This is a genomic window from Variovorax sp. YR752 (genome assembly GCF_943372545.1).
Genome location: NZ_CALRZC010000099.1, coordinates 1 through 26,701 on the forward strand (window position 1 = coordinate 1; position 26,701 = coordinate 26,701).

The 26,701-nt window shown below is 69.7% G+C and carries 26 protein-coding genes and 1 pseudogene; 6 read left to right on the forward strand and 21 right to left on the reverse strand.

Annotation, left to right across the window (positions count from 1 at the left end):
* Positions 1 to 371: 371 nt before the first annotated feature.
* Both AAG801_RS21990 and AAG801_RS21995 read right to left on the reverse strand, forming a co-directional pair.
* The gene (locus AAG801_RS21990) at positions 372 to 2,165 is read right to left on the reverse strand and encodes an aminopeptidase P family protein (RefSeq protein ID WP_341890265.1); all 1,794 of its coding nucleotides are present in this window, start codon (positions 2,163 to 2,165) and stop codon (positions 372 to 374) included.
* A gap of 9 nt (positions 2,166 to 2,174) precedes the next feature.
* Complete coding sequence (locus AAG801_RS21995) at positions 2,175 to 3,536, reverse strand: TAXI family TRAP transporter solute-binding subunit (protein WP_341890266.1); 1,362 nt, start codon at positions 3,534 to 3,536, stop codon at positions 2,175 to 2,177.
* A 134-nt stretch (positions 3,537 to 3,670) separates the two neighbouring features.
* Between AAG801_RS21995 and AAG801_RS22000 the strand changes: the two genes are divergently transcribed.
* Positions 3,671 to 4,954, forward strand: coding sequence for a mechanosensitive ion channel domain-containing protein (locus AAG801_RS22000; protein WP_341890267.1), 1,284 nt, complete (start codon positions 3,671 to 3,673; stop codon positions 4,952 to 4,954).
* A complete protein-coding gene (locus AAG801_RS22005; protein ID WP_341890268.1) occupies positions 4,951 to 6,753 on the forward strand; it encodes a gamma-glutamyltransferase family protein in 1,803 nt (600 codons plus the stop codon). The genes AAG801_RS22000 and AAG801_RS22005 overlap by 4 nt, the downstream gene beginning before the upstream one ends.
* 24 nt (positions 6,754 to 6,777) lie before the next feature.
* Here the strand turns inward: AAG801_RS22005 and AAG801_RS22010 are convergent, their stop codons facing one another.
* The 5 genes from AAG801_RS22010 to AAG801_RS22030 all read right to left on the reverse strand — a co-directional run bounded on the left by AAG801_RS22010 (position 6,778) and on the right by AAG801_RS22030 (position 10,392).
* Positions 6,778 to 7,152, reverse strand: coding sequence for a carboxypeptidase-like regulatory domain-containing protein (locus tag AAG801_RS22010; protein WP_341890269.1), 375 nt, complete (start codon positions 7,150 to 7,152; stop codon positions 6,778 to 6,780).
* 20 nt (positions 7,153 to 7,172) lie between these two features.
* Complete coding sequence (locus tag AAG801_RS22015) at positions 7,173 to 8,075, reverse strand: c-type cytochrome (protein ID WP_341890270.1); 903 nt, start codon at positions 8,073 to 8,075, stop codon at positions 7,173 to 7,175.
* A 27-nt stretch (positions 8,076 to 8,102) separates the two neighbouring features.
* On the reverse strand, positions 8,103 to 8,840 hold the full coding sequence (locus tag AAG801_RS22020; protein ID WP_341890271.1) for a hypothetical protein: 738 nt from the start codon (positions 8,838 to 8,840) through the stop codon (positions 8,103 to 8,105).
* Between the two features lie 149 nt (positions 8,841 to 8,989).
* Complete coding sequence (locus tag AAG801_RS22025; protein WP_341890272.1) at positions 8,990 to 10,012, reverse strand: hypothetical protein; 1,023 nt, start codon at positions 10,010 to 10,012, stop codon at positions 8,990 to 8,992.
* The gene (locus tag AAG801_RS22030; RefSeq protein ID WP_341890273.1) at positions 10,009 to 10,392 is read right to left on the reverse strand and encodes a cupin domain-containing protein; all 384 of its coding nucleotides are present in this window, start codon (positions 10,390 to 10,392) and stop codon (positions 10,009 to 10,011) included. The genes AAG801_RS22025 and AAG801_RS22030 overlap by 4 nt, the downstream gene beginning before the upstream one ends.
* Positions 10,393 to 10,527: 135 nt before the next feature.
* Between AAG801_RS22030 and AAG801_RS22035 the strand changes: the two genes are divergently transcribed.
* A complete protein-coding gene (locus AAG801_RS22035; RefSeq protein WP_341890274.1) occupies positions 10,528 to 11,121 on the forward strand; it encodes a MarC family protein in 594 nt (197 codons plus the stop codon).
* A gap of 86 nt (positions 11,122 to 11,207) precedes the next feature.
* On the opposite strand, the gene AAG801_RS22040 is transcribed toward AAG801_RS22035, so the two are convergent.
* From AAG801_RS22040 to AAG801_RS22055, 4 genes are all read right to left on the reverse strand, one after another.
* Positions 11,208 to 12,155 carry a porin gene (locus AAG801_RS22040; protein WP_341890275.1) on the reverse strand — a complete coding sequence of 316 codons (948 nt, stop codon included), beginning with the start codon at positions 12,153 to 12,155 and terminating at the stop codon, positions 11,208 to 11,210.
* A 130-nt stretch (positions 12,156 to 12,285) separates the two neighbouring features.
* On the reverse strand, positions 12,286 to 13,038 hold the full coding sequence (locus AAG801_RS22045; protein ID WP_341890276.1) for an amino acid ABC transporter permease: 753 nt from the start codon (positions 13,036 to 13,038) through the stop codon (positions 12,286 to 12,288).
* Between the two features lie 16 nt (positions 13,039 to 13,054).
* The gene (locus tag AAG801_RS22050) at positions 13,055 to 13,921 is read right to left on the reverse strand and encodes a basic amino acid ABC transporter substrate-binding protein (protein ID WP_341890277.1); all 867 of its coding nucleotides are present in this window, start codon (positions 13,919 to 13,921) and stop codon (positions 13,055 to 13,057) included.
* Positions 13,922 to 14,034: 113 nt separating this feature from the next.
* The gene (locus tag AAG801_RS22055) at positions 14,035 to 14,823 is read right to left on the reverse strand and encodes a ferritin-like domain-containing protein (RefSeq protein WP_341890278.1); all 789 of its coding nucleotides are present in this window, start codon (positions 14,821 to 14,823) and stop codon (positions 14,035 to 14,037) included.
* A gap of 60 nt (positions 14,824 to 14,883) precedes the next feature.
* Between AAG801_RS22055 and AAG801_RS22060 the strand changes: the two genes are divergently transcribed.
* From AAG801_RS22060 to AAG801_RS22070, 3 genes are read left to right on the forward strand one after another with little or no spacing between them, the layout of a single operon-like run.
* A complete protein-coding gene (locus AAG801_RS22060) occupies positions 14,884 to 16,836 on the forward strand; it encodes an aminotransferase class I/II-fold pyridoxal phosphate-dependent enzyme (RefSeq protein WP_341890279.1) in 1,953 nt (650 codons plus the stop codon).
* 31 nt (positions 16,837 to 16,867) lie between these two features.
* Complete coding sequence (locus tag AAG801_RS22065) at positions 16,868 to 17,392, forward strand: gamma carbonic anhydrase family protein (protein ID WP_341890280.1); 525 nt, start codon at positions 16,868 to 16,870, stop codon at positions 17,390 to 17,392.
* The gene (locus tag AAG801_RS22070) at positions 17,392 to 18,363 is read left to right on the forward strand and encodes an Hsp33 family molecular chaperone HslO (RefSeq protein ID WP_341890281.1); all 972 of its coding nucleotides are present in this window, start codon (positions 17,392 to 17,394) and stop codon (positions 18,361 to 18,363) included. The genes AAG801_RS22065 and AAG801_RS22070 overlap by 1 nt, the downstream gene beginning before the upstream one ends.
* Positions 18,364 to 18,378: 15 nt before the next feature.
* Here AAG801_RS22070 and AAG801_RS22075 read toward each other — a convergent pair whose 3' ends face one another.
* From AAG801_RS22075 to AAG801_RS22120, 10 genes and pseudogenes are all read right to left on the reverse strand, one after another.
* Positions 18,379 to 19,203 carry a hypothetical protein gene (locus AAG801_RS22075; RefSeq protein ID WP_341890282.1) on the reverse strand — a complete coding sequence of 275 codons (825 nt, stop codon included), beginning with the start codon at positions 19,201 to 19,203 and terminating at the stop codon, positions 18,379 to 18,381.
* Between the two features lie 32 nt (positions 19,204 to 19,235).
* Positions 19,236 to 19,859, reverse strand: coding sequence for an ATP-binding protein (locus tag AAG801_RS22080; protein ID WP_341890283.1), 624 nt, complete (start codon positions 19,857 to 19,859; stop codon positions 19,236 to 19,238).
* Positions 19,856 to 20,485, reverse strand: coding sequence for a nicotinamide riboside transporter PnuC (pnuC, locus tag AAG801_RS22085; RefSeq protein ID WP_341890284.1), 630 nt, complete (start codon positions 20,483 to 20,485; stop codon positions 19,856 to 19,858). The genes AAG801_RS22080 and pnuC overlap by 4 nt, the downstream gene beginning before the upstream one ends.
* A gap of 19 nt (positions 20,486 to 20,504) precedes the next feature.
* The gene (gene ftsB, locus AAG801_RS22090; RefSeq protein ID WP_341890285.1) at positions 20,505 to 20,780 is read right to left on the reverse strand and encodes a cell division protein FtsB; all 276 of its coding nucleotides are present in this window, start codon (positions 20,778 to 20,780) and stop codon (positions 20,505 to 20,507) included.
* Between the two features lie 18 nt (positions 20,781 to 20,798).
* A complete protein-coding gene (eno, locus tag AAG801_RS22095) occupies positions 20,799 to 22,082 on the reverse strand; it encodes a phosphopyruvate hydratase (protein WP_341890286.1) in 1,284 nt (427 codons plus the stop codon).
* 113 nt (positions 22,083 to 22,195) lie between these two features.
* On the reverse strand, positions 22,196 to 23,053 hold the full coding sequence (gene kdsA, locus AAG801_RS22100) for a 3-deoxy-8-phosphooctulonate synthase (RefSeq protein WP_341890287.1): 858 nt from the start codon (positions 23,051 to 23,053) through the stop codon (positions 22,196 to 22,198).
* Entirely contained in the window at positions 23,050 to 24,714 is a 1,665-nt protein-coding gene (locus tag AAG801_RS22105; protein WP_341890288.1) for a CTP synthase, read from the reverse strand. Before AAG801_RS22105 ends, kdsA begins: the two co-directional genes overlap by 4 nt.
* A 78-nt stretch (positions 24,715 to 24,792) precedes the next feature.
* Positions 24,793 to 25,596, reverse strand: a complete 804-nt coding sequence (locus AAG801_RS22110) for an alpha/beta hydrolase (protein WP_341890289.1) — start codon at positions 25,594 to 25,596, stop codon at positions 24,793 to 24,795.
* Between the two features lie 82 nt (positions 25,597 to 25,678).
* A complete protein-coding gene (locus AAG801_RS22115; RefSeq protein WP_341890290.1) occupies positions 25,679 to 26,503 on the reverse strand; it encodes a proteasome-type protease in 825 nt (274 codons plus the stop codon).
* Positions 26,500 to 26,701, reverse strand: a pseudogene (locus AAG801_RS22120) (DNA mismatch repair protein MutS); the annotation flags it as partial. The gene AAG801_RS22115 and the pseudogene AAG801_RS22120, both read right to left, overlap by 4 nt.

Consider the following 26,701-nt stretch of genomic DNA (forward strand, 5'->3'; position numbering starts at 1 on the left):
CAGCGACCGCAGGTCGCGAAGTGAGTTCTGCGGCACGACCCCGGCGCGAGCATCGCAGTGGAGTCGGCGCGCAGCGTCGACCGCCGCCGAATGAGCCACCGGCGGGCGGCGCCTGCCGCGACGCTCAAAGAAGGCACGAAAGCAGACACACACAGACTTCAGCTCAGGGCCGCGAAGCGCCGCTCGCTGGAGTGACTTTCGGCGTCCTTGACCAAAAAGAACGCCTGCGGCCCGGAGATCGGTGGGCGGCAGGCGTGGGCGAAGCCGTCGCAGGGTAGGACGGCTCGGCCAGTGTGGTGGCCGCGCCGGCGGCGCGACAGCGTGTTGCGACGAACTGCGGGAATCGCGGAACGGACTGCGTTCCGCCGCGTTCAGATCGGCTCGGTGCGTCGCATCAGCCAGTCGCGCGCCGCGCCGTCGACGAGCGGTGCAAGCCGCTCGCGCACGGTGGCGTGGTAGGCGTTGAGCCAGGCTACTTCGTCGGTGCGCAGCAGGCTGCGGTCGATGCAGCGCGTGTCGATCGGGCACAGCGTCAGCGTCTCGAAGGCGAGGAACTCACCGAATTCGGTCTCGCCCGCCGGCACGTTCATCACCAGGTTCTCGATGCGGATGCCCCACTGCCCGGGCCGGTACAAGCCCGGCTCGATGCTGGTGATCATGCCGGGCTCCATCGCCATGTGGGCGTCGGGCACGGCCTTGGAGATGCTCTGCGGGCCCTCGTGCACGTTGAGGAAGTAGCCCACGCCGTGGCCGGTGCCGTGGCCGTACTCGAGGCCCTGCTCCCACAGCGGCGCACGGGCGAGGGCGTCGAGCATCGGCGAGAGCGTGCCGCGCGGGAACTTCGTGCGCGACAGCGCCATCGTGCCCTTGAGCACCAGCGTGTAGTCGCGCTTGTGAGCATCCGTGATCGTGCCGATCGGCCAGACGCGGGTGATGTCGGTGGTGCCGCCGAGGTACTGGCCGCCGGAGTCGATCAGCAGCAACCCGTCACCCTCGATGACGGCGTTCGATTCCGGTGTGGCCCGGTAGTGCGGCATCGCGCCGTTGGCGTTGAAGCCGGCGATGGTGGAGAAGCTCAGGCCGACGAAGCCGGGGCGCTTCGCACGTGCGGCGCTGAGCTTCTCGTCGATCGTCAGCTCGGTGATGCGCTGCTCTCCGAGCGCCGCCTCGAACCAGGCGTAGAACTCGCACATCGCCGCGCCGTCCTGGCGCATCGCTTCGCGGATGTGCCCGGCTTCGGCGGCGCTCTTGCGGCTCTTCAGCAGCGTGCTGGGGTTGATCGCCTCGACCACCGGCACCTTGATGCGTTCGCGCAGGCCGAGCGTCACGCGCTTCGGGTCGAGCAGCAGCGTGGCATCGGCGGGCAGGGCGGCGAGCGCCGCCGCCGCATCGGCGTAAGGCGCGAGCCTGACGCCATCGGCCGCCAGCGCCGCCTTCAGCGTCGCATCGATCTTGCCCTCGCCGACGAACAGCGTCGCGCCGTCCAGCGTCAGCAGCAGGTGGGCGAGGAAGACCGGGTTGTAGGTGACGTCCGAACCGCGCAGGTTCAGCGACCAGGCGATGTCGTCGACCGTGCTGATCAGGTGCTGCGTCGCGCCGTGGCGGGCCATCGCCTCGCGCAGTTGCTGCAGCTTGGCGGAGCGCGCCAGCGGTGCCTGCGGTGCGCGATGTTCGTAGACCGGCTCGGCGGGCAGGCCCGGCCGGTCGGGCCAGACTTCGGCGAGCAGGTCGAGGTCGGTGCGCAGCGCTACGCCGGCGCGCTCCAGCACCGCGCGCAGCTGCTGCGCGGCGGCCAGGCCGAGCACGTCGCCGTCGACAGCCACCGTTTCGCCGGCCTTGGCCTCGCGGGCCAGCCAGTCGACGTGGTGCGTCGCCGTGCCGGTCGGGATCTTCACCAGCTCGATGCCGCTGCCGGCCAGTTCGGCTTCGGCCTGCACCCAATAGCGGCTGTCGGCGAACAGCGCCGCCTTGTGGCGTGCCACCACCAGCGTGCCCATCGAGCCGGTGAAGCCGGACAGCCACTGCCGGCCCTGCCAGTGCTCGGGCAGGTACTCCGACAGGTGCGGGTCGGAGGAGGGGACGAGCAGGGCGGCCAGGCCGTGTCGGGCCAGTGCCTCCTGCGTCTTCGCGATGCGGGCCCGGTAGGGCGAGGTGCGTGTGTCCATGGCTCGATTCTAGGAGTGGGGCGTGGCGGACTGCAGGCGCCTGCGCACCATGTGGATATGGCTGCGCAGCGAGTACAGCTCGTCGGCGTAGGACAGCGGCACGCTGATCTTGCCGGCGCGGTCTTCCAGGCTGTCGAGTTCCTGCAGCAACTCGGGTGTGGGTCGCTCGCCCATCGAATCCTCCAGCCGGCGCAACTGCCCGTACCAGCGGAAGATGCGCGAGCGCACGCGGAACTCGTACAGCGGCGGCACCACGCGCGACAGCGGGATCAGGATGGCGACGATCGACAGCATCACCACCCACATGCGGTCGACCAGGTTGGCGATCCAGAACGGCAGGTAGCGCTGCAGCAGCGGCGGGCCGTTGCGGTAGAAGCGCTCCGCCTCGGCGGCCAGTGGCCGCTCGGTGTTCTCGATCGACGGGAAGCTGCCCTTGCGCTGGAACCAGCCGGCACCGCTGTGGATCTGCTTGGCCGCCTGCACGAACAGCTGCGCCAGCGCCGGGTGCAGCGAGTCGCGCGCCACCAGCGTCGCGGTCGGCGCGATCAGGCGGATGTTGGCTGGCGGCTGGTCGCGCGCCAGGTCGACCACACCGCGTGGCAGCATCACCGGGCTGATGAACGGGAAGCGGCGCGAGTAGGCCTCGGCCTGCGGGAAGTCGAACAGCCGCACGCCCGGCGTCTGCAGCAGCATCTGCACCAGCGGCGACTCCGGCGCCGAGGCGAACACCAGCGCGTCGATCTCGCCGGCGAGCAGGCTCACCACGGCCGGCGTCGACGGGTTCTGCACCAGCGTCAGCGACTCGGGCGCGATGCGGTTGGCCTCGAGCAGGCGCTTGACCAGGTTGGGCACGCCACTGCCGGGCGCGCCGATGTTGAGCTTCCAGTCGCCCGGCTTGCCGATGTCGGCCAGCGCCTCCAGCGCCGGCTTGCCCGTTGCGCGCTGCGCCGACTCCTCGCGGTAGAACAGCCACACCGGCTCGTGGAACAAGCTGCCGAGCGACACCAGCCCGGCGTTGGCGGCCTCGTGGTCGGCGCTGCTGGCGTATTCCTGGTCGGCGCCGCCCTGCACGAACGCCAGGTCGACACCGGAGTCGGGGTCGCGCAGCAGCTTCAGGTTCTCGGCGGCACCGGCCGTGCCGCGCAACTCGACCTGGATGCCATGCGCCTTCAGCTGCGCCGCATAGCGCTTGCCGAACTCGGCGTAGGCACCCTGGTCGGCGCCGGTGGCCAGCACCACCTTCTTCGGCGGGTTCGGGTCGAGCACCTTGTAGGCCAGCAACAGCAGCACCAGCGCGAGCAGGATGAACGGGCCGGCGGTGGCGAGCAGGTCGCGCACCGAGAGCAGGGTGTGGCGCAGGGCTTGGGGCATGGCGGTCGGTCCGGCAGCGGAGGCGAGGCGTGACGATAGCGTGCATGGGGCAACCCGCGGTGGCTGCGTTGCCCGCGTTCACCAACCGTAACGCGAGGCCATGGTCAAATGCGGCCCCCGGAAGCGACCCTGCCATGACCCGAACGCTGGACACCACCGAACTCAACGACCTGCTCGACTCGCTGCTGCAGCCCACCGCGCTGGCCGAGCTCGGCGTGCTGGCCGGCTGCCTGGGCCTGGCCTGGCTGATCGTGCGCGTGCTGCGCGGCAAGGTCGCAGCCACGGGCTCGATCTGGTTCGGCGAACGCATCATCGATGGCGTGCTGTTCCCGGTGCTGGCGCTGGCGCTGGCCTTCGGCGCGCGGCTGCTGCTGGCCAGCACGGTGAAGATCGCGGTGTTCAAGCTGGCGATCCCGATCCTGCTGTCGCTGCTGGTGATCCGTCTGGCGGTGCGCGTTCTGCAGGTGACCTTCCCGAGCGCCGGCTGGGTGCGCGTGATCGAGCGCACCGTGTCGTGGATCGCCTGGCTGGCCGTCGTGCTGTGGATCACCGGCGTGCTGCCGCTGCTGCTCGAGGCGATGGACGAGGTCAGCTGGAAGGTCGGCACGACCAAGCTGACGATGCGCAACCTCGTCGAGGGCACGCTGACCGCCGGCCTGGTGCTGGTGGTGGCGCTGTGGATCTCGGCGGCGATCGAGAAGCAGCTGCTGCGCGGCAGCGGCGACGACCTGTCGATCCGCAAGATCGCCGCCAACCTGGTGCGGGTGGTGCTGCTGTTCGTCGGGCTGATCTTCGCGATGTCGGCGGTGGGCATCGACCTGACGGCGCTGTCGGTGCTCGGCGGCGCGGTCGGCGTCGGCCTGGGCTTCGGCCTGCAGAAGATCGCCGCCAACTACGTCAGCGGCTTCGTCATCCTCGCCGAGCGCTCGCTGCGCATCGGCGACATGGTGCGTGTCGACAACTTCGACGGCCGCGTCACCGACATCCGCACCCGCTACACCGTGATCCGTGCGCTGTCCGGCCGCGAGGCGATCGTGCCCAACGAGATGCTGATCACGCAGCGCGTCGAGAACCTGTCGCTGGCCGACATGAAGGTCCTGTTGACCACCAGCGTGCAGGTGGCCTACGGGACCGACGTGCGCGCACTGCAGGCCAAGGTGGTCGACGCGGTGAAGCAGGTGGCGCGGGTGCTGGCCGACCCGGCGCCGTCCTGCCAGCTCGCCGAGTTCGCCGCCGACGGCATGAACCTGAACGTCCTCTTCTGGATTGCCGACCCGGAGAACGGCCAGGGCAACGTGCGCTCCGACGTCAACCTCGCGGTGCTCGAGCTGTTCGCGCGCGAGAACGTCGAGATTCCGTTCCCGCAGCGGGTCATGCACCACATCGGCGGCACCACGGTGGAGAAGGGCGGCGCGTGAGTCGCGTCGACGCCGCTGTCGCCGCGGCGCTCGCGCTGCTGATCGCCCTGTCGACCGCTCTGGCGGCCTGCACCAGCGGCTCGCCACCGCCGGCGGCCCTGTTGGATGGCCCGGAGGCCGGCAGCGGCTTCATCGCCAAACCGGGCTGGAGCGCGTCGCGACACATGGTCGCGGCGGCGCATCCGCTGGCCGCAGAGGCCGGCCTGGCCATGCTGCGCGAGGGCGGCAGCGCGGTCGATGCGGCGATTGCCGCGCAGATGGTGCTGGGGCTGGTCGAGCCGCAGAGCTCCGGGATCGGCGGCGGGCTGTTCCTCATCCATCACGACGGCAAGCGCGTGCAGGCCTACGACGGCCGCGAGACCGCACCGGCCGAGGCGGCGCCAGGGCTGTTTCTGCGCGAGGGCCGGCCGATGGGCTTCGCCGAGGCGCTGGTGGGCGGGCGCGCGGTCGGTGTGCCTGGCGTGCTGCGCGCGCTGGAGCTGGCGCATCGCCAGCACGGCCGGCTGCCCTGGGCGCGGCTGTTTCAGCCGGCGATCGAACTGGCCGAGCGCGGCGTGCCGGTCGGGCCGCGGCTGGCCTCGCTGCTGCGCGAGCCGATGGCGCAGCGGCTGCGCGACGACCCCGAGGCCGCGGCGCTGTTCTTCGACGCCAGGGGCGAGCCGCTGCGTGCCGGCGCGAGCTACCGCAACCCGGCGCTGGCCGAACTGATGCGCCGCGTCGCGCGCCACGGGGCCGAGGCCCTGTACCGCGGTGAACTGGCGAAGGCGATCGTCGTGCGCGTGCGCGGCCACGAGCGCAACCCCGGTGTGCTGAGTGAGGCCGACCTGGCCGGCTACCGCGCCGTCGAGCGCACGCCGCTGTGCTTCGCCTACCGGCGCTGGCGGATCTGCGGCATGCCGCCGCCGTCCTCCGGCACGCTGGCGATCGGGCAGATGCTCGGTCTGCTGGAAGCGCGAAACCTCGCTGCACTGAAGCCGGTGGCTGCGCCCTGGGGATTGGAGCCCGCGCCCGAGGCCGTGCATCTGATCAGCGAGGCCGGGCGCCTGGCCTACGCCGATCGCGACCGCTATGTCGCCGACCCCGCCTTCGCCCCGCTGCCCGGCCGCGGCGTGGTCGAACTGCTCGACCCCGACTACCTGCGCGAGCGCGCGGCACTGATCGGCGAGCGCAGCATGGGCCGCGCCACGCCCGGCCTGCTGCGCGGCGCGCCGGTGAGCCTGGCCGACGACGCCAGCCCGGAGCTGGCCTCGACGACGCAGCTCGCCGTGGTCGACGGCTTCGGCCATGCGCTGTCGATGACCAGCTCGATCGAGAACGGCTTCGGTGCGCAGATCATGGTCAGCGGCATGCTGCTCAACAACCAGCTGACCGACTTCTCCTTCGTGCCGGCGGTCGACGGCGTGCCGGTGGCCAACCGCGTGCAGGGCGGCAAGCGGCCGCGCTCGTCGATGGCGCCGCTGCTGGTGTTCGAGCGCGAGTCGGGCCGCTTCGTGATGGCGCTTGGCTCACCCGGCGGCCCGGCAATCATCAACCACGTCGCCAAGACGCTGATCGCAACGCTCGACTGGCAGCTCGACCTGCAGCAGGCCACCGCGCTGCCCAACTTCGGCTCGCGCAACGGCCCGACCGAGCTGGAGGCCGGGCGCAGCAGCGCGGCACTGGCCGAGGCGCTGCGCTCGCGCGGGCACGTGCTGCGCGTGATGCCGCTGACCAGCGGTGCGCAGGGCGTCGCGCGGCGCGGCGACGGCTGGTTCGGCGCGGCCGATCCGCGCCGCGAGGGCAGCGCCGCCGGCGACTGACAGCCCGCCCGGGCGAACGGGCGTTCAGCCGCGCAGGCAGCCGCCCATCGTGGCGGCGTGGCGGCCGGTCACGATCGTCACGCCCTGGCCCGGCGCGCTCAGCGCTTCGATGCGCAGCACCTGGCTGGCGGGCAACTCCATGCGGAATACGCCGTCGGCGCCGGCGGTCGCGCTGGCGACCAGCCGCCCGTCGGCGCTGAGCGCCTGCACCGCCTGAGCGGCTGGCTGGCTGCGTGCATCGACGACGCAGCCTTCGATGCCGACCGAGGCCGGCGCCGCCGGGGCCAGGCCGAAGTGGTCCTTCTCGATGCGGACCGATTCCCAGTCGCCGGCGCCGCCGCAGGCGATCAGGGAGATGCAGGCGAGCAGCGCACCCGCTGTGGGGGTCATGATGTGCATGGTGAGCTCCGTGAGCGTGTTCAGTGCGAGCCGAGGGCGCGCGGCGCCAGGCCCTTGAGGTGGAGGTAGAGGGCTTCGAGGTCGACGTCGCTCATCTCCTTGAGCGCGCCGAAGGGCATCACGCCACTGACGGCACTGCCGTCCGCGCGCCGGCCGCTGCGCATCATCGAGACGAACTGCTTCGCATCGGCGTAGCGCGGCATCGCGCTGCCCTGGCCGGGCGTGAGGTTGGCCGCGGCCGGCCAGTCCGGCGGCGCGCCGGGAATGCGCCCGCCCGACAGGCCCGCGCCATGGCAGCCGATGCAGGCGTTGGCCACGTAGGCGCCGTGCGCGGTCGAGACGGCCTCGGGCACCGGTGACGAAGGCGGCAGAGCGTGGTCGATCTTCTCGGCCGCGTCCTTCAGCAGGCCTGCGCCGTAGGCCACGCGCACTGGCAGGGGCAGCTCGATCTGCGCCGCGCCGCCTTCGGCCGCCGGCATCTGCTGCAGGAAGGCGACCAGCGCCGCGAAGTCGTCGTTGGTGAGGCGGTTGTAGTCCTCGCTGGGCATGATGATCAGCGGCCGGCCACCCGGGGCGACGCCGTGGCGGATCGCGCGGTCCCAGTCGTCCATGCGGTAGGACGCCAGCACGGCGCTGCGCTGCGTGATGTTCGGTGCGCGCAGGCGCAGTCCCTTGCCGTCGTCGATGAAGGTGCGGCCGGCGCCGTCGCTGCCGTGGCAGTCGGTGCAGCCGCGCGAGCGGAACAGGTAGCCGCCGCGCTCGATCGCCGCGGCATCGCTGCGCGCGGCCACCGCCTCGAGGCGCACCTCGACGTGACGCGCCGCCTTGCGGTGCCCGTTGACGAACAGCAGCGCAATCGCCAGGGCGATCAGGATCAGGAGTGCGAGCAGGGTCCAGCCGGCTCGCACGAGCCAGGTCTTCATGATGGTTCGGTCTCGAAAGGGGAGCGGTCAGCGCACGTTCACGAGGCCGGGCTGCTGCGGCACGCCGAGGGCGCGCGCCAGCTTGTCCCAGGCGCCGTCATCCAGGTGCGGGCGAACGAGGTCGAGCACAGCCTGGAAGGCCGGTGCGGGTGCTGCCGCCTGCATGCCGCCGAGGATCTGCGCACGCTCGGCCGGGCTGGAGGCCGGGATCATCCAGCGCATCACTTCCATCGTCTCCGAGGGCGGCAGGCTGGCCAGGATGCGGTGGTGCAGCGCCAGCAGTTCCTCGTCGCTGTAGTGGGCCCACAGCGCGGCGTTGTTCTGCGTCTCCTCGACGTTCATGTGCTGGAAGTTGTCAGCGACGAACAGCGCCAGGTGGCGGTACAGGCGCAGGGCCAGGCCCGGGCGGGTTGCATCGTCGGCCTGCGCGACACCGCGGGCCTCGGCACGCAGCGCCTCGATGTGGGCGAAGTGCTCGACGTGGTCACCGGCGGTGCGTGCGGCGCCACGCGGCTGGCGCGCCTCGATCGCGGCGTGCACGAAGTCGTTCTCGTGGTGGATGTGCTGCTCGCACAGCGTCATCAGATCCTCGAACTGGCCGAGCGTGCGCGCCAGGTCGGCGCTGTCGCGGGTGTCCATGCGGCCGACGCTGTGCAGCGTGTCGGTCATGAAGTGGCGCAGCGCCTTGTGGATGCCGACGTAGAGGTCGAGGCGGTTCGCGGTGGCAGCTTGCGTGGTCGGGCGGGAAGTGGTGGCGGTGGTCATGGTGATGTCCTTGGCGTATCGGTTGGGTTTCCGGGGTGCCGCATCACGTTGCGGCATGGTCGTCAGTGTTCCGCCGGGGCGGCTTCCGGGCATCGCCCGGAGGAGCCATCCGCGGGCCATGGCCCGCCGGGAGCAGCGCGGGCAAGTGGTCAGATCTCCTCGAACTTCCAGCTCAGCTGCGCCTTCACCGAGCCCTCGGTGCGGCCGCGGCCGGCCTCGCGGGAAGAGACCAGCGGCAGCGTGGTGCTGGCACTGCCGGCGCGCGGCGCCTGGCGGGTGCGCTCAGCCACCCACTGGGCCACGTTGGCCAGGCCGCCGAGCCGGTCGACGCTCTTCGTGCTGCGGCCGCGCTCGGTGTGCACCGAGCTGACCACCGGCTCGGGCAGGCCGAAGCCGGTGTCGGTGGTGATGGTCCCGCTGCGCAGGTCCAGCACCAGGTTGAAGCTCAGGCACAGCAGGCGCAGTTCGTCCGCGGAGGGCCGCTGGGCATCGCTGCGCACGATGCGCCAGGGCACCGGGCCCTGCACGTCGGCGTAGCGGCCCTCGATGGTCTCGTCGACGCGCACCTCGACCTGGGCGTCGCAGCGGTCGATGCCGTTGAACATCAGGTAGCGCTGGTCCTCTTCGTCGTCTTCCGCTCGGGCGGTCTGGGCGTGACGTACCAGCTGCGCCTGCCGGGCCGGGTCGGACGTGACCTGCGCGGCCACCTGCGGCGCCAGCATGCGCATCAGGCAGTCGCGGTCGGTGCCGCAGGCGGCCTGCGCCTTGCGCGCCATCTCCATCTGCTTCGCCGGGTCCATCACCGGCGGCATCGTGCCCACCGGCTTGCGCGCCTGGGCTTCGGCCACCCGGGCCTGCACCTGGGCCGACTGGGCCATCATCTTCTGCGCGTAGTCCGGCGCCTTCGTGTTGACCGACGTCGGCTCGCCCTCGGCGCGCAGGAAGGTGACGATGCGGTAGTGCCGCTTCAGCGTGGTCTGGCTGCTGTCGCCGGCGTCCTGCCAGCGGCTTGCGCCCTCGAGGTTCAGTTCGAGGGTCAGCCGGCCGCGGCGTTCGGCGGCCTGCGCCGGGACGACGAGCAGCGACCAGCCCAGCAGGGCCAGCAGCAGCGGGATCAGCACGGTCGCCGGCAGCAGCGGGCGAGAGGGTTCGGTGTGACGGTCGGGTCTCATGGGGTGGTGTCCTGGATCGGGCAAGGGGGGAGATCGGTGGGCTCGTCGGCCGGTCGCGGCGGCTGGGTGCACACCCAGACGAGGTGCAGCGCCGCACCGCCGTTGTTGGCGACGCGGAAGCAGCAGCCGGTCGGGATCAGCAGCGAGCAGGGCGCCTGGAAGCGCTGCGGCCCGCCGTCGATCAGCAACTTGCCGGCGCCCTCGTGGGCGACGGCGACCAGTTCGCCGCCATGGCGCATCTCGCGGGTCGACGCGCCGGGGTCGAGCCGGGTCGTCCACACCTCGAAGCCGGCGATGCCCTGCTCGCGGCCGACGGCCACCAGGCGGTGTTCGCCGCCGGTGTGTTCGCAGCGCAGGTGGGCGTGGTGGACGATGTGCATGCACGGCGCGCCGGCGGGTGGCGCGGGTGGGGTTGACGATGGATGTCAGTGTTCCCGCGCCGCGCCGGCGCCGCATCGCCCGATGGAGCCATCCGCGGGCCACGCAATGGCGCGCTGCCCCACAATCGCCGCCCCATGGACCACAGCTTTCTCTCCGCCCTGATCCTGCTGCTGCTCGTGCTCGACCCACTGGGCAGCCTGCCGATCTTCATCCCGATCATGAACGGCGTGCCGCGCGAGCGGCGGCGGCTCGTGGCGCTGCGCGAGGTGGCGATCGCCTTCGGCGTGCTGCTCGGCTTCATGTTCACCGGCGAGGCCTTCCTGCGCGTGATGCACCTGTCGGAGCGATCCCTGGAGGTGGCCGGCGGCGTGATCCTGCTGATGGTGGCGATCCGCATGATCTTCGGCCACGAGGGCGGGGTCTACGGCATGCCCGAGGGCAAGGAGCCGCTGATCTTCCCGCTGGCCGTGCCGCTGCTGGCAGGGCCTTCGGCGATGGCGACGGTGCTGCTGCTGGCCTCGCGCCAGCCCGAGCGCGTGCTGACCTGGGTGGCGGCGCTGACCGTGGCAATGGCGGTCTCCGGCGCGGTGCTGCTGCTGTGCGAGCGCATCCGCCGCCTGCTCGGCGACTCGGTGGTCGCGGCGACCGAGAAGCTGATGGGCCTGGTGCTCACCGCCATCGCGGTGGAGATGATCCTGGCCGGGCTGAAGCGCTACTTCCTCGGCTGACCATCCCGGCGCCGAGGCAATCGATGAGGCAATGAAAAAGGGCCGGTCTTTCGACCGGCCCTTTCAGACGCTGTGAACTTCCGGGATCAGAAGTTGTGGCGCACGCCAAGCGCCACCGCGCTGGCGGCGTCGGTCGAGTCCGCCTTGACGCGGTTGTAGAACGCGAACAGCTTGGTGCGCTTGCTCAGGTTGTAGTTGGCGCCGAAGGTGTACTGCTTGGTCTTCTCTTCGAGCACCACACCGTTGCTCTCGAGTTCGCCGGCAGCGCCGTAGGCGGCGTGCAGTTCCGTCAGACCCATGGTGTACATGCCCGACAGACGCCAGATGGTCTTGCTGGAGTCAGCCGCCTCGTTCGTGTAGCGCTGAACGTAGCCGGTGACCAGCGCCGCGCCGAACTCGTAGGCGCCGCGGAAGCCGAACTGGCTGTCGCCGTCCTGCACCTTCTCGTAGCCGAAGCCAGCGGCCAGCGGGCCGCCAGCGTAGTTGGCGGCCAGGTCGATGATGCGGTTGCCGGTGGGGCCTTCGCCCAGCGACACAGCGCCTTCCAGCGTGACCGGGCCGAAGGCCGGGGCGCGGTAGGCGATCTTGTTGTTGTCGTTGCCGAGGTACTTGTACAGCGCGTCGGACGAGGTGCCGGTGCCGTGGTTCAGCAGGTCGGTGTAGTCCGAGGTGGCGAAGTAGGCTTCGCTGGTGAAGTGGCCGAGGCGCACCGTACCGAAGTTGCCGCCGAGGTAGACCTCGCTGGTGCCCGCGCCGCCCCAGAAGGACGTGCCGTTGGTCGAAGCGCCGTTGTCGATGTTGAAGCGATGCTCCAGCACGAAACCGGCCTTCATGCCGCCGCCCAGATCTTCGACGCCCTTGAAGCCGAGGCGCGAACCGTTGTTCTGCAGAACCCACACGTTGTCAGCCGACGTGATGTTCTTCTGACGCTCGAGCGAGGTGTTCAGGCGGCCGTAGACGGTGACGCTGCTTTGGGCCAGGGCGGCGCCGCTGGTCAGGGTGGCCACAGCGGCCAGGATGAGAGAGCGCTTCATGTAGATCCTTATGGTCTTGAAACACAACCGGTTGACACATGTCACCGGACCGGAAGCCCAGATGTTAGTTGACAGATCGAGGAAAACCCGCGGTTCCGTTGCTGCAGCGCGACAATCAACCGACCAACGGTCAGCGGCCGCGCAGGTGAGACGGGGCCTCGAGTCGCTTTGCCAGCACCGAGAGCGTCAGCGTCAGCACCAGGTAGACGGCCGAGATCGCCAGATACGGCTCCCAGTAGCGCGAATAGGCGCCGGCCACGGTGCGCGCGGCCAGCGCCAGCTCCGCCAGGCCGATCGCCGAGACGAGCGAGGAGTCCTTGATGAGGGTGACGCCCTCGTTGACCAGCGCCGGGATCATTCGCCGGAAGGCCTGCGGCAGCACCACGAAGCGCATCGCCTGTGGATGCGTCAGGCCCAGGCTGTAGGCCGCCTGGGTCTGGCCGGTGTGGATGCTCTGGATGCCGGCGCGGAAGATTTCCGAGATGTAGGCGCCGGCGTTGAGGGTCATTGCCAGCGCGCCGGAGAAGAACGCGCCGTGCGACTGGCGGAACTCGCGCGCGGCCTCGCCGGAAAGCAGCAGCCCGCTGTCCGGATGCACCAGTGCCGGCATCAGCGCGAAGTGCACCAGCAGGATCTGCACGAACAGCGGCGTGCCGCGGAAGAAGCTGACGTAGGCCACCGTCACCGCCCGCGCTGCCTTGAGCAGCCAGGCGAGCGGGACGGACTTCGGCGCCGGGGCGTCGCGTGAACTGCTGACCAGCCCGAGCAGCACGCCGAGAAGCAGCCCGGCGCCGATCGAGACGATGGTGAGCTGGATCGTCATCCACAGGCCGTTGAGGAACAACGGCCCGTAGCCGGCGAGGATTTCCCAGCGCAGGTCCACGCGCGCCTCGCGCGGTTTACTTCGACGCGGCCGTGGCCGGGGCGGCCGGGGCGGCGCCGAAGTACTTGGCGTAGATCTGGTCGTACGTGCCGTCGGCCTTGATGTCGGCCAGGCCCTTGTTCAGCTTCTCCAGCAGTTCGGTGTTGCCCTTCTTCACGGCGAAGCCGTACTGCTCGGGCGCGAAGGCCTTGTCGCTGACGGTCTTGAACTTGGCGCCCGGGTTGTTGGTCACGTAGTTCACGACCACGCCGTTGTCGGCCACCACCGCGTCCACGCCGCCGGCTTCCAGCTCCTTCAGCGCCAGCGGGGTCGACTCGAAGCGCTTGATGTTCGCGCTGTTCTTGCCCTGCTGCTTGGTCACGGCCTCGTCGCCGGTGGTGCCGGTCTGCACGCCGACCTTGAGCTTCTTCAGGTCGTCGAACTTCGTCACCTTCGAAGTCGCCTTCACGGCGATCAGCTGGTAGGCGTCGAAGTAGGGGTTGGTGAAGTCCATCGTCTGCTTGCGCTCGTCGGTGATCGTGATCGACGAGGCGAGCAGGTCGCGGTCGCCCTGGGCCAGCGAGTTGAAGATGCCTTCCCACGGCGTGTTGACGAACTTGACCTCGATGCCGGCCTTCTGGGCCACGGCGGTCACGACGTCGATGGTCAGGCCGACGATCTCGCCCTTCTCGTTCTGCGACTCGAAGGGGGCGTAGGCGGCGTCGGTGCCGACCATGTAGACCTTGGCCGGCGGCGGCGCGGCGGCGACGGAGGCGGCTTCGGCCGGCGCGGCGGCGGCCGGCGCGGCAGCCTCGGGCTCCTTCTTGCCGCAGGCGGCGAGCAGCACGCCTGCGAACAGCAGGCCGGTGGTTTGCAGGAAACGACGGGTGGTGATGGTGGTCATGAAGTCCTCGGTGAAGGAATGTCGGGAGCCCGGACGGATTGGTCTTCGGGCGTGGCGCGCAGTGTAAGCGGGAGGCGTGCCAGCCCCGGGGAGCGCCGGCCCGGGGAATCCCCTCAGACAGCCCGCGTCAGGTAGGCGATCTCGTCGTCGCTGAAGCCGGCGGCGCGGCGTGCCGCGTCATTGAAGGGTGGGCGCAGCTTCGGTGCGGCGTAGCGCTCGACCAGGCCGGGGTAGATCGCCACCGGGTCGAGCCCGGCGCGCTCGCAGCAGAAGCGGTACCAGCGATTGCCGATGGCCACATGGCCGATCTCGTCGCGCAGGATCACATCGAGGATCTCCACCGCGCGCGCATCGCCCGCCTTCGCCAGCTTGGCCTGCAGCGGCGGCGTGGCGTCCAGCCCGCGCGCCTCCAGCGTGCGCGGCACCAGCGCCATGCGGGCGACGATGTCGTGCGCGGTGCGCGCGGTCATCGTCCACAGTCCGTCGTGGGCGTCGAAGTCGCCGTAGTCGTGGCCGAGGCCTTGCAGGTGCTCGCGCAGCAGCGTGAAGTGCAGCGACTCCTCGGCGGCGACCCGCAGCCAGTCGCGGTAGTAGGCCTCGGGCAGGCCGGCGAAGCGCCAGACGGCGTCGAGCGCGAGGTTGATCGCATTGAACTCGATGTGCGCGATCGAGTGCAGCAGCGCGGCGCGGCCTTCGAGTGTGAAGGGCGAGCGGGTCGGCACGTCCTTGGGCGCGACGAGTTTCGGACGCGCCGGGCGCCCCGGCAGGCCGGCGGGCTCAGCCAGCGACGCCTCGGCGTCCACCGGGAGTGCAGCCCCCGAGAACAGCGCACGCACCGAGGCCGCCTTCGTCGCCGGGTCGGCGATCTGCAGCAGCTTCAGCGCCTCGTGTCGCAGTTCCATCGAGCGATTATCGGCGGCGGCCTCGGCGGCGCTTGGGCGGCGCTTGATAAGCTCGCGGCCATGCCCCGTCCGCACAGCCACGTCCTCATCGTCCTCGCCGACACCACGTTCCGCCGCCAGTTGCTCAAGGGCCTGGCGGCCGCCGCCAAGAGCCTGGACAACCCCTGCGGCCTGGCCTTCACCGGCACCGATTGCGCCGACGAGGCGCTGCGCATCGCCCGCGAAGACGGTGACCTGCAGAGCGTGCTGGTCGACGGCCTCGGCGATGCGAACGGCGACCGCCCCTGGCAGGCCGAGGCGCTGGTCCAGGCGCTGCACGCCTTGCGCCCCGAGCTCGACCTCTACGTGCTGGTCGACAGCGCACGCGACGAGGAGACCGTCGGTGCGCTGACCCGCGAGGCGATAGACGGCTTCTTCATCCGCGACGAGTCCGACCCGCGCGGCTGGTTCCGCATCCTGCAGGCGGAGATCCAGGAGAAGTCGCGCACACCCTTCTTCGACGCGCTGCGCGAGTACGTGCTGATGGCCAAGGACGCCTGGCACACGCCGGGCCACTCCTCGGGCGACAGCCTGCGCGGCAGCCCCTGGTCGGCGGCCTTCCACGAGTTCCTCGGCGAGAACATGCTGCGCGCCGACCTGTCGGTCTCGGTCGACATGCTCGACTCGCTGCTCGACCCGAAGGGCGTGATCCTGCAGGCGCAGGACATGGCAGCGCGTGCCTTCGGTGCGCAGCGCACCTTCTTCGCCACCAACGGCACCTCCACCGCCAACAAGGTGATCTTCCAGACCTTGCTGGCGCCGGGCGACACGCTGCTGCTCGACCGCAACTGCCACAAGTCGGTGCACCACGGCGTGGTGCTGTCGGGCGCGAAGCCGGTCTACCTGAACAGCTCGGTGAACCGCACCTACGGCCTGTTCGGCCCGGTGCCGAAGAAGACGCTGTTCGAGGCCATCGAGGCCCACCCCGACGCGAAGGCGCTGATCCTCACCTCCTGCACCTACGACGGCCTGCGCTACGACCTGCCGCCGATCATCGCGGCGGCGCATGCCAAGGGCATCAAGGTGATCATCGACGAGGCCTGGTACGCCCATGCACGCTTCCATCCGGCCTTCCGCCCGACGGCGATGGAGGCCGGTGCGGACTACGCGACGCAGTCGACCCACAAGGTGCTGTCGGCGCTCAGCCAGGCCAGCATGATCCACGTGAACGACCCGGACTTCGACGCGCACCTGTTCCGCGAGAACTTCAACATGCACGCGTCGACCAGCCCGCAGTACGGGATCATCGCCAGCCTCGACGTGGGCCGCCAGCAGGCGGTGATGGAGGGCTACAAGCTGCTGCAGCGCACGCTGGAGCTGGCCGCCGAACTGCGCGAGGCGATCGATGCGACGAACGTCTTCCAGGCGCTGACGTTGACCGACCTGCTGCCCGAGGAGGTGCGCGACGACGGCATCCAGCTCGATCCGACCAAGATCACGGTCGACATCTCGAAGTCGGGCTACACCGTCGACGAGTTCCAGCAGGTGCTGTTCGAGCGCTACAACATCCAGGTCGAGAAGTCGACCTTCAACACGGTGACGCTGCTGCTGACCATCGGCACCACGCGCAGCAAGGTGTCGCGCCTGCACGATGCGCTGCTGCGGCTGGCGCGCGAGGCGAAGGCGCCGCGGCGGCTGGTGAAGGCGCCGGAGATCGCCGGCTTCACCTCGCTGCGCTTCCTGCCGCGCGATGCCTTCTACTGCGAGGGCGAACTGCTGCCGCTGCTCGACGACGACGAACACGCCAACGCCGCGCTCGACGGGAGGGTCTGCGCCGACCAGATCGTGCCGTATCCGCCGGGCATCCCGGCGCTGGTGCCCGGGCAGGTGATCACCCGCGAGACGGTGCAGTTCCTGCTGAGCCTGATGCGCTCGCACAAGCGCACCGACCTGCATGGCGTGGTGCACGACGGCTACACCCCTTGCATCCGTGTGATGACCCTGGCCGAGGAGCGCAGCAACCGCGCGCTCTGACTACACTTCGCGCCTTTCCCGAAAGCAGTCCATGGCGATCTACCAGCTCGACGACGACATCCCCCGCATCGCGGACAGCGCCTGGGTGGCCGACAGCGCCCAGGTGATCGGCCGCGTCGAGTTGCAGGAAGGCGCCAGCGTCTGGTTCGGCGCCGTGCTGCGCGGCGACAACGAATGGATCACCGTCGGCCGCGGCTCCAACGTGCAGGACGGCAGCGTGCTGCACACCGACATGGGCAGCCCGCTGGTGATCGGCGCGGACGTGACCATCGGCCACCAGGTGATGCTGCACGGCTGCAGCATCGGCGACGGTTCGCTCATTGGCATCCAGGCGGTGGTGCTGAACAACGCCAGGATCGGGAAGAACTGCCTGGTCGGTGCCGGTGCGCTGGTCACCGAAGGCAAGGAGTTCCCGGACGGTTCGCTGATCATGGGCTCGCCGGCCAAGGTGGTGAGGCAGCTCTCGCCGGAACAGTTCGAGCGCATGAAGTACGGCGCGATCCACTATGCCGAGAACGCCGAGCGCTATCGCAAGCGTCTGAAGAAGATCGCCTGATGTCCGAACTGCACAAGTTCATTTTCGAGGGCCTGCCGGTGCGCGGCATGCTGGTGCGGCTGACCGAGTCGTGGCAGGAGCTGCTGGCGCGCCGCGAGGGCGCCAGTGACGCCTTCCCGACGCCGGTGCGGGCGCTGCTCGGCGAGATGGCCGCGGCCGGCGCGCTGATGCAGGCCAACATCAAGTTCAACGGCGCGCTCATCCTGCAGGTGTTCGGCGACGGGCCGGTGCGCCTGGCCGTGGCCGAGGTGCAACCCGACCTGGCCTTCCGCGCCACCGCCAAGGTGGTGGGCGAGGTGAAGCCGGATGCGAAGCTGGAAGCCATGCTGAACGTGAGCGGCAAGGGCCGCTGCGCGATCACGCTCGACCCGAAGGACAAGCTGCCCGGCCAGCAGCCCTACCAGGGCGTGGTACCGCTGCATGGCGACCGGCGCGAGCCGCTGCAGGAGCTCTCCCAGGTGCTCGAGCACTACATGCTGCAGTCCGAGCAGCTCGACACGCGGCTGGTGCTGGCTGCCGACGACCGCATCGCCGCCGGGCTGCTGATCCAGCGCCTGCCGGTCGAGGGCGCCGGCAACCTCGGCGGCCAGCGCAACGAGGACGAGATCGGCCTGAACGAGTCCTTCAACCGCATTGCCCACCTCGCCGCGACGCTGACGCGCGAGGAACTGCTGACCCTGGATGCCGACACCATCCTGCGCCGCCTGTTCTGGGAGGAGCAGCTGCGCCGCTTCGAACCGATGGCCGGCGTGCACGGCCCGCGTTTCGAGTGCAGCTGCTCGCGCGAGCGTGTCGGCAGCATGCTGCGCAGCCTCGGCCGCGACGAGATCGAGGGCATCCTCGCCGAGCAGGGGCGGGTGGAGATCGGCTGCGACTTCTGCGGCCTGAAGTACCACTTCGATCCGGTCGACGCCGCCGGCCTGTTCATGCCGGCCGGCTCGCAGCCGCCGGGCAGCAGCACGATCAACTGAGCGTCAAGCCGCGCCTCACTGCTGGAACAGCCGGCGCTGCTCGGCTTCCTTCAGCTTCACGCACACCGGATCGGCCGCCAGCTCGGAGCGGCCGCATTCGCGCTGCTCGCAGAAGCCGCGGGTGATCAGGTTGCTGCCGGCACAGCGTTCGGAGACCGTCTTCGGCCGTTCGGGCGCCACAGGCGGCGCAGCGACGGGTTCAGCCGGCACTGCGGCGGGCGGGGGCGCGGCGCTGGCGGCCGGCGGTGCGGCCGGCGCACTCGACAGCGCCCGCTTGCGCGCCACCGGTTCGGGGATGCGCTTGCGCGTATCGGCGGCCGAGGCCGGCGCGGCAGCCTGCGCCGTGCTGGCGCCGGGGCTGGCCACGACGGCACTCGCCGCGGCGACGGCGGCAACGGGCATCGAGGCAAACTCCGCTGCGGCAGGCGGCAGCGGGGCCGAGGCGGCTGCCGCCGTCTGGGAGGCTGGGGCTGCTGCGGCCGCCACGGGCGATGCCGCAGGCGCCGCCGTGTCGGGCGTGGCGGGGGGCGGCGCCTCGTCGCCAGAGCGCAGCAGCCAGGCGCCGGCGGCGACGATCAGCACCCCGGTGGCCAGACCGAGCAGCAGCGTGCGACCGGACTTGCGCACCGGCATCGGCACCGCGGTCTCCTCGATCGGCGGCAACGGTGCCGGCGCGGTGTGCTGCATCACCAGCGTCGGCGCGGACAGCGGGTCGAACTGATCGTCCTCCGGCAGCAGCGAACGGCCCCAGCTCGGCGGCGGCAGCGCCGCGCCGCATTGCCGGCAGACGAGCGCGCCGTCGGCGTTCTCGGCACTGCATTTGAAGCAGACAAGGGCCATGGGCAGGGCGGCTGGGAGGACGCGGAACGATATCAGAGCGTAGTCAGCCAGTGGCGCTCGCAATCGGCGTCGCCGCAGCGATCGCAGACCCACTGCCAGCGCCGACCTTGCGTGGATGGCGGCTGGCGACGCCGCTCGAAGGCGGCCAGCGCATTGGCCAGTCGCGCCGGCCCGTGGCCGAACACCACGGCGCATTCGAGCTCCGCGCGGGTGAGCGCTGCACGCACCTTGGCGTCGACCGGTTCGCGCACATGCGGGCCGTCGCGCTGCATGCCGTCGGCCTGCCAGGGCAGGTCCAGCGCGGTGAGCAGCGTCAGGTCGCAGCGCGCGTGTGCAGCCAGGGCCTCGTCGTAGAGGCTGGTGTCGCCGAAGACGTGGTCGCTGTAGACGGCGATCATCAGCGCGCTGGTGTCGGCGATCACGATGTCGTGCCGTTCGGCGGCATCCTCGATGCGGCGCGACTGCTCGGCGGCGATGCCACGTTGCTCGTCCATGCGCGGCGTGCGTTGTGCGCGATCGCAGAACTCGCGCAGGTACTCCGTCACGACAGCGACCCGTTGCCCCGGGGCGGCGACCGCGTCGGCCAGCTCGCGCGCGAGGGTCGTCTTGCCCGTGCTCTCCGCCCCGAGCAGGGCGACGACCAAAGCGCGCGTCATCGCGCCGCGGCGAGCACGCGCCAGGCGCGCCAGCCGGCCACCGAGAGCACGGCGAAGACCGCGTAGAGCAGCACCGTCAGCCACAGGCCCTTGACCGCGAACAGGCCGACGCTGATCACGTTGACGAGCAGCCAGACGAGCCAGTTCTCGACGTACTTGCGCCCGAGCAGCCATTGGCCGACGAGGCTCGCCGCGGTGGGGAAGGCGTCGAACCAGGGCACGTCGGAGTCGGTGCGGTGGTCCAGGAAGAGCGCCAGTGCTGGCCAGGCGAGGGCCAGCGCGGCCAGGCAGCCGATCGCCTCGCGCTGCGGCAGGGCGCGCACGCGCAACGCCGCTCCGTCGTCCTGCGTGCCGCGCAGCCATTGCCACCAGCCCCACAGCGCCAGCACGACGAAGACGATCTGCAGCCCGGCCTCGCCATACAGCCGGCTGTCCCAGAAGAGCAGGAAGTACAGCAGCGAGGAGACGATGGCCAGCGGCCAGGCGATCGGATTGACGCGCATGTTGAAGCCGACCATCGCCAGCGCGATCACGACGGCCACCAGCTCCAGCCAGGTGGCCGGCGAGCCCCACAATGTGAAGGCGGGCGCGAACAGCGGCCGCAGGGCCTGCAGCAGCGGATCCATCAGCGGATGCAGCGTGGGCTCAGCGCTTCGACGAGATCTGCACGAAGATCTCGTCGGGCTTGACCATGCCGAGGTCGAAGCGGGCCTTCTCCTCGACCATCTCCAGGCCTTCCTTCAGGTCGCTGACCTCGGCCAGCAACTGCGCGTTGCGCTGCTTCGCTGCTTCGTTGACCGCCTTCTGCTCGGCCAGCTTGCCAGACAGCTCCATCACACGCGGCACACCGCCCTTGCCGAACCAGAGCTCGGCATGCACCAGTGCCAGCAGCAGCAGCAGGGCGATGGTGACGATGCGCATCGGCGAGCGGGCGTGGCGTCAGCGCAGGTTGTAGAAGGCCGCGCGGCCGGGGTAGCTGGCCACGTCGCCGAGGTCCTCCTCGATGCGCAGCAGCTGGTTGTACTTGGCGATGCGGTCGCTGCGGCTCATCGAGCCGGTCTTGATCTGGCCGGCGTTGCTGCCGACCGCGATGTCGGCGATCGTGCTGTCCTCGGTTTCGCCGGAGCGGTGCGAGATGACGGCCGTCCAGCCGGCGCGCTTGGCCATCTCGATGGCGGCGAAGGTCTCGGTCAGCGTGCCGATCTGGTTGATCTTGATGAGGATCGAGTTGGCAACGCGCTTCTCGATGCCTTCCTTCAGGATCTTCGTGTTGGTCACGAACAGGTCGTCGCCGACCAGCTGCACCTTCTGGCCGAGGCGCTCGTTGAGGTGCTTCCAGCCGTCCCAGTCACCCTCGTGCATGCCGTCCTCGATCGAGACGATCGGGTACTTGTCGACCCAGGTGGCGAGGATGTCGGTCCACTCCGGCGCGGTCAGCGTCAGGCCTTCGCCCTCGAGGTGATACTTGCCTTCCTTGTAGAACTCGCTGGCGGCGCAGTCCAGGCCGATGGCGATCTGCCGGCCGGCCTCGTAGCCCGCCTTGTCGATCGCCTCGAGGATCATCTGGATGGCCGCCTCATGGCTGGCGACGTTGGGCGCGAAGCCGCCCTCGTCGCCCACCGCGGTGGTCATGCCCTTGCCGTCGATGATCTTCTTCAGCGCATGGAACACCTCGGCGCCGTAGCGAACGGCTTCCCGGAACGACGGCGCGCCCACGGGAATGATCATCAGCTCCTGCAGGTCGAGGTTGTTGTTGGCGTGCGCGCCGCCGTTGATGACGTTCATCATCGGCACTGGCATCTGCATGCCGCCCGAGCCGCCGAAGTAGCGGTACAGCGGCAGGCCGGATTCCTCGGCCGCCGCGCGCGCAACGGCCATGCTGACGGCCAGCGTCGCATTGGCGCCCAGGCGGCTCTTGTTGTCGGTGCCGTCCAGGTCGATCAGCGTGCGGTCGAGGAAGGCCTGCTCGGAGGCGTCGAGGCCGAGCACCGCTTCGCTGATCTCGGTGTTGACGTGTTCGACAGCCTTCAGCACGCCCTTGCCGAGGTAGCGCGCCTTGTCGCCGTCGCGCAGCTCGATGGCCTCGCGCGAGCCGGTCGAGGCCCCCGAGGGCACGGCGGCGCGGCCCATGGTGCCGGACTCCAGCAGCACGTCGCACTCGACGGTCGGGTTGCCGCGGCTGTCGAGGATTTCTCTTCCGACGATGTCGACGATGGCGCTCATGGTCTTGTCTTTCCAGGCAGAGGATGTTGTAGGAATCGGGTCGGCGAAGCCGTCAGCAGGAGAAGTCGTTCTGACCGAAGGACTGAAAGCTAAGCATGTCGGTCGAAATGACTTCAGCAGCTGAAGTCATTTTCGAGCAGCGGCTGCGTCTTGATCACGCGGTCGAGCGCGACGAGCTGCTCGAGCAGCGCCTTCATGTGCCTCAGCGGCACGGCGTTGGGGCCGTCGCTCATCGCGTTGGCCGGATCGGGGTGCGTCTCCATGAACACGCCGGCCACGCCCACCGCGATGGCGGCGCGCGACAGCACCGGCACGAACTCGCGCTGGCCGCCCGAGCTGGTGCCTTGCCCGCCGGGCAGCTGCACCGAGTGCGTGGCGTCGAAGACGACCGGTGCGCCGGTCTCGCGCATGATCGCCAGGCTACGCATGTCCGAGACGAGGTTGTTGTAGCCGAAGCTCGCGCCGCGCTCGCAGGCGAGGAAGCTGTCTTCCGGCAGGCCCTTCTCACGGGCCGCCGCACGCGCCTTGTCGATCACGTTCTTCATGTCGTGCGGCGCGAGGAACTGGCCCTTCTTGATGTTGACGGGCTTGCCGCTTTGCGCCACGGCGCGGATGAAGTCGGTCTGGCGGCACAGGAAGGCCGGCGTCTGCAGCACGTCGACCACGGCAGCGACCGCCGGGATCTCGGCCTCGCTGTGCACGTCGGTCAGGATCGGCACCTTCAGCTCGCGCCTGACCTTGGCGAGGATCTCGAGCCCGCGCTCCATGCCCGGGCCGCGGAAGGTCGAGCCGCTGGAGCGGTTCGCCTTGTCGTAGCTCGACTTGAAGATGAACGGGATGCCCAGCGCGGAGGTGATTTCCTTCAGGCGCCCGGCCACGTCCATCTGCAACTGCTCGCTCTCGACCACGCAGGGGCCGGCGATCAGGAAGAAGGGCTTGTCGAGGCCGACGTCGTAACCGCAGAGCTTCATGCCGTCTCCCTGGCGCGCTGGATGGCGTGCTGGGCCAGCGCCGCCTGCACGAAGGAGGTGAACAGCGGGTGGCCGCCCCAGGGCGTCGACTTGAACTCCGGGTGGAACTGCACGCCCATGAACCAGGGGTGCACGCTCTTCGGCAGTTCGACGATCTCGGTCAGCTTCTCGCGTTGCGTCAGCGCCGAGATCACCAGGCCGGCTTCGCTCAGCTTGTCGAGGTAGTTGACGTTGGCTTCGTAGCGGTGGCGGTGCCGCTCGGTCACCACGCTACCGTAGATCTCGTGCGCCAGCGTGCCGGGCTTGACGTCGGAGCTCTGCGCGCCCAGGCGCATCGTGCCGCCGAGGTCGGAGTTGGCGTCGCGCTTCTGGATGCTGCCGTCGCGATCCTGCCATTCGTCGATCAGCGCGATCACCGGGTGCGGCGTCGCCGGGTCGAATTCGGTGCTGTTGGCGTTCGCCAGGCCCGCCCTGTGGCGAGCGAACTCGATCGTCGCGACCTGCATGCCCAGGCAGATGCCCAGGTAGGGGATCTTCTTCTCGCGCGCCAGCCGCGCTGCGCAGATCTTGCCCTCGATGCCGCGCTTGCCGAAGCCGCCGGGCACCAGGATGGCGTCGAACACGGTCAGGCGATCCACGTTGTCGGCCGAGATCGTCTCCGAGTCGACGTACTCGATGTGCACCTTGGCGTGGTTGTGGATGCCGGCGTGGCGCAGCGCCTCGTTGAGCGACTTGTAGGAGTCCGACAGGTCGGTGTACTTGCCGACCATCGCGATCTTCACCTCGGACTTCGGGTGTTCGACCTCGTTGACGAGGTCGTCCCAGCGCTTCAGGTTGGCCGGCGGCGTCGACAGGCGCAGCTTGTCGCAGATGAGCCCGTCCAGGCCCTGCTCATGCAGCATGCGCGGCACCTTGTAGATGGTGTCGACGTCCCACATCGAGATCACGCCCCAGCGCGGCACGTTGGTGAACAGCGAGATCTTGTCGCGTTCCTCGTCGGGCACCGGGCGGTCGGCGCGGCACAGCAGCGCGTCGGGCTGCACGCCGATCTCGCGCAGCTTCTGCACGGTGTGCTGGGTCGGCTTGGTCTTCAGTTCGCCGGCCGCGGCGATCCAGGGCACGTAGGTGAGGTGCACGAACGCGCACTGGTTCGGGCCGGCCTTCAGGCTGAGCTGGCGCGCGGCTTCGAGGAAGGGCAGCGACTCGATGTCGCCCACCGTACCGCCGACCTCGACGATGGCCACGTCGACGGCATGGTCGGTACCGATGCCGGCGCCGCGCTGGATGAAATCCTGGATCTCGTTGGTGACGTGCGGGATCACCTGCACCGTCTTGCCGAGGTAGTCGCCGCGGCGCTCCTTCTCGAGCACGCTCTTGTAGATCTGGCCGGTGGTGAAGTTGTTGGCCTTGCGCATGCGCGTCGTGATGAAGCGCTCGTAGTGGCCGAGGTCGAGGTCGGTCTCGGCACCGTCGTCGGTCACGAACACCTCGCCATGCTGGAAGGGCGACATCGTGCCCGGATCCACGTTGAGGTACGGATCGAGCTTGATGAGGGTGACCTTGAGGCCGCGCGATTCGAGAATCGCGGCCAGAGACGCAGACGCGATGCCCTTGCCCAGCGAGGACACCACACCGCCGGTGACAAAGACGAACTTGGTCATTGCGTGCGGCATGCGTTGCTCACGAATGCCGTGGTGGTAAAGCGCGATTATAGGCGCGTGGGGGTGCCAGGCTCCCCCCTACGGCACCATGCCTTCCACCCACTGCAGCACCGCCGCCGCGGTCTGATCGGGCCTTTCCATCGGGAACAGGTGACCGCCCTCGATCATCGCGAAACGGCCGTGGGCCAGCGCCCGCGACGGTGCCATGCCGACCTGGCGCATCTCCACCGACTGCGTGCCGGCGAGAAAGGCCACCGGGCACTTCGGCGGATGGCGGTGCAGCAAGGCGCCGAGGTGATGCGGCAGGGTGTCGTAGATGCGCGTCTCGATGGCACGGTCGAAGCCGAGCACCAGCTTGCCGTCGCGCTCCTCGAACCCGCTTTGCACGTAGTCCTCGAGCACACGCGGGTCCCAGCGCGCGAACACTGCCTTGGCGGCGAAGTGCTGGCGCACGGCGTCGCGCGACGGCCATTCGTGGCGCCGCCTGCGCGACACGCGCCCGGGCGAGACACGCTTGACCAGCCCGGTCGCCTTGACCACCTGCAGGCTGTGCGCCCGCCATCCGGTGATCACTGGCGAGTCGATCATCACCAGGCCTGCTGCCAGGTCGGGCCGCCGGCAGGCCGCCAGCAGGCTGAGCAGGCCACCGAGCGAATGCCCGACCAGCACCGCCGGCCCCTTCACCTCGCGCTCGACGAAATGGATCAACTGGTCGCGCAGCTTCGGCCAGTTGCTCGTGACCGGGTATGCAGGGTCGTGGCCGAGCTTCTCGACCGCGTGCACCGCGTGGCCGGCGGCCCGCCAGGCCTCGAACAGCACGCGGTAGGTGCCGGCCGGGAAGCCGTTGGCGTGGCTGAAGACGATGGGCAGTCGCTGGTTCATCACCGGCGCGGCGCCGGGCCGCCCCAAGCCAAGCCGGCGCCCCCTCGGGGGGCCGCGAACATCGTGAGCGCGGGGGCGATCATCAGACGATCTTTTCCCCGGGGTGGGTGATCTTGCGCATCGGCTCGTAGCGCGAGGCTGCACCGTGCAGGGGGTGGGCCGTCGAGCCGCCGTTCCACTGCGGATCGTCGATAGCCTCGAACACCTGGCGCAGCTTCTGGCCCCAGGTGCTGCGGATCATGTGGAAGTACGGGTTGTGTTCGTCGATGCAGACCAGCTTCTCGGTCGCGTAGCGGTCGCGCTCGTAGACCAGCAGGTCCAGCGGCAGGCCGACCGACAGGTTGGACTTCAGCGTCGAGTCCATCGACACCAGCGCGCACTTGGCCGCCTCGTCCAGCGGCGTGGCCGGCGTGATCATGCGGTCGAGCACCGGCTTGCCGTACTTGCTCTCGCCGATCTGGAAGTAGCAGGTCTCGCGCGTCGCCTCGATGAAGTTGCCGGCCGAGTAGACGAGGAACAGGCGCATCGCCTCGCCGGCGATCTGGCCGCCGAAGACCATCGAGGCGTTGAAGTCGATGCCGGCCTGCTTGAGCGAGGGGCCGTCCTGGTCGTAGACGCGACGTACCGCGCTGCCGAGCACGCGCACGGCGTCGAACATGCTGGTCGCGTTCCAGATCGTGATCGGCTCGCCGCCCGGGTTGTCGATCTTCTCGACCTGCAGGATCTCGCGCACCGACTGGCTGATCGACAGGTTGCCGGCCGACAGCATCACCATGAAGCGGTCGCCCGGCTTCTCGTAGACCATCATCTTGCGGTAGGTGCTGATCTGATCGAGGCCCGCGTTGGTGCGCGAGTCCGACAGGAACACGAGGCCGGCATCGAGCTTGATGCCCACGCAGTACGTCATGGTGCTTCCTTTTGCGAGGTCTGCAGGGCTTTGAGCCGATAGAGCGCGTCGAGCGCTTCCTTGGGGCTGAGGGTGTCGGGGTCGATCGCCGAGAGCGCGTCCTCGACCTCGGAGGGTGGTTGCTCGGCACGGGCCGGCGGCGGCGCGAACAGGTCGAACTGCGAGTCGTGCGAGCGCTGCTGCGTCTCCAGGCTCTCC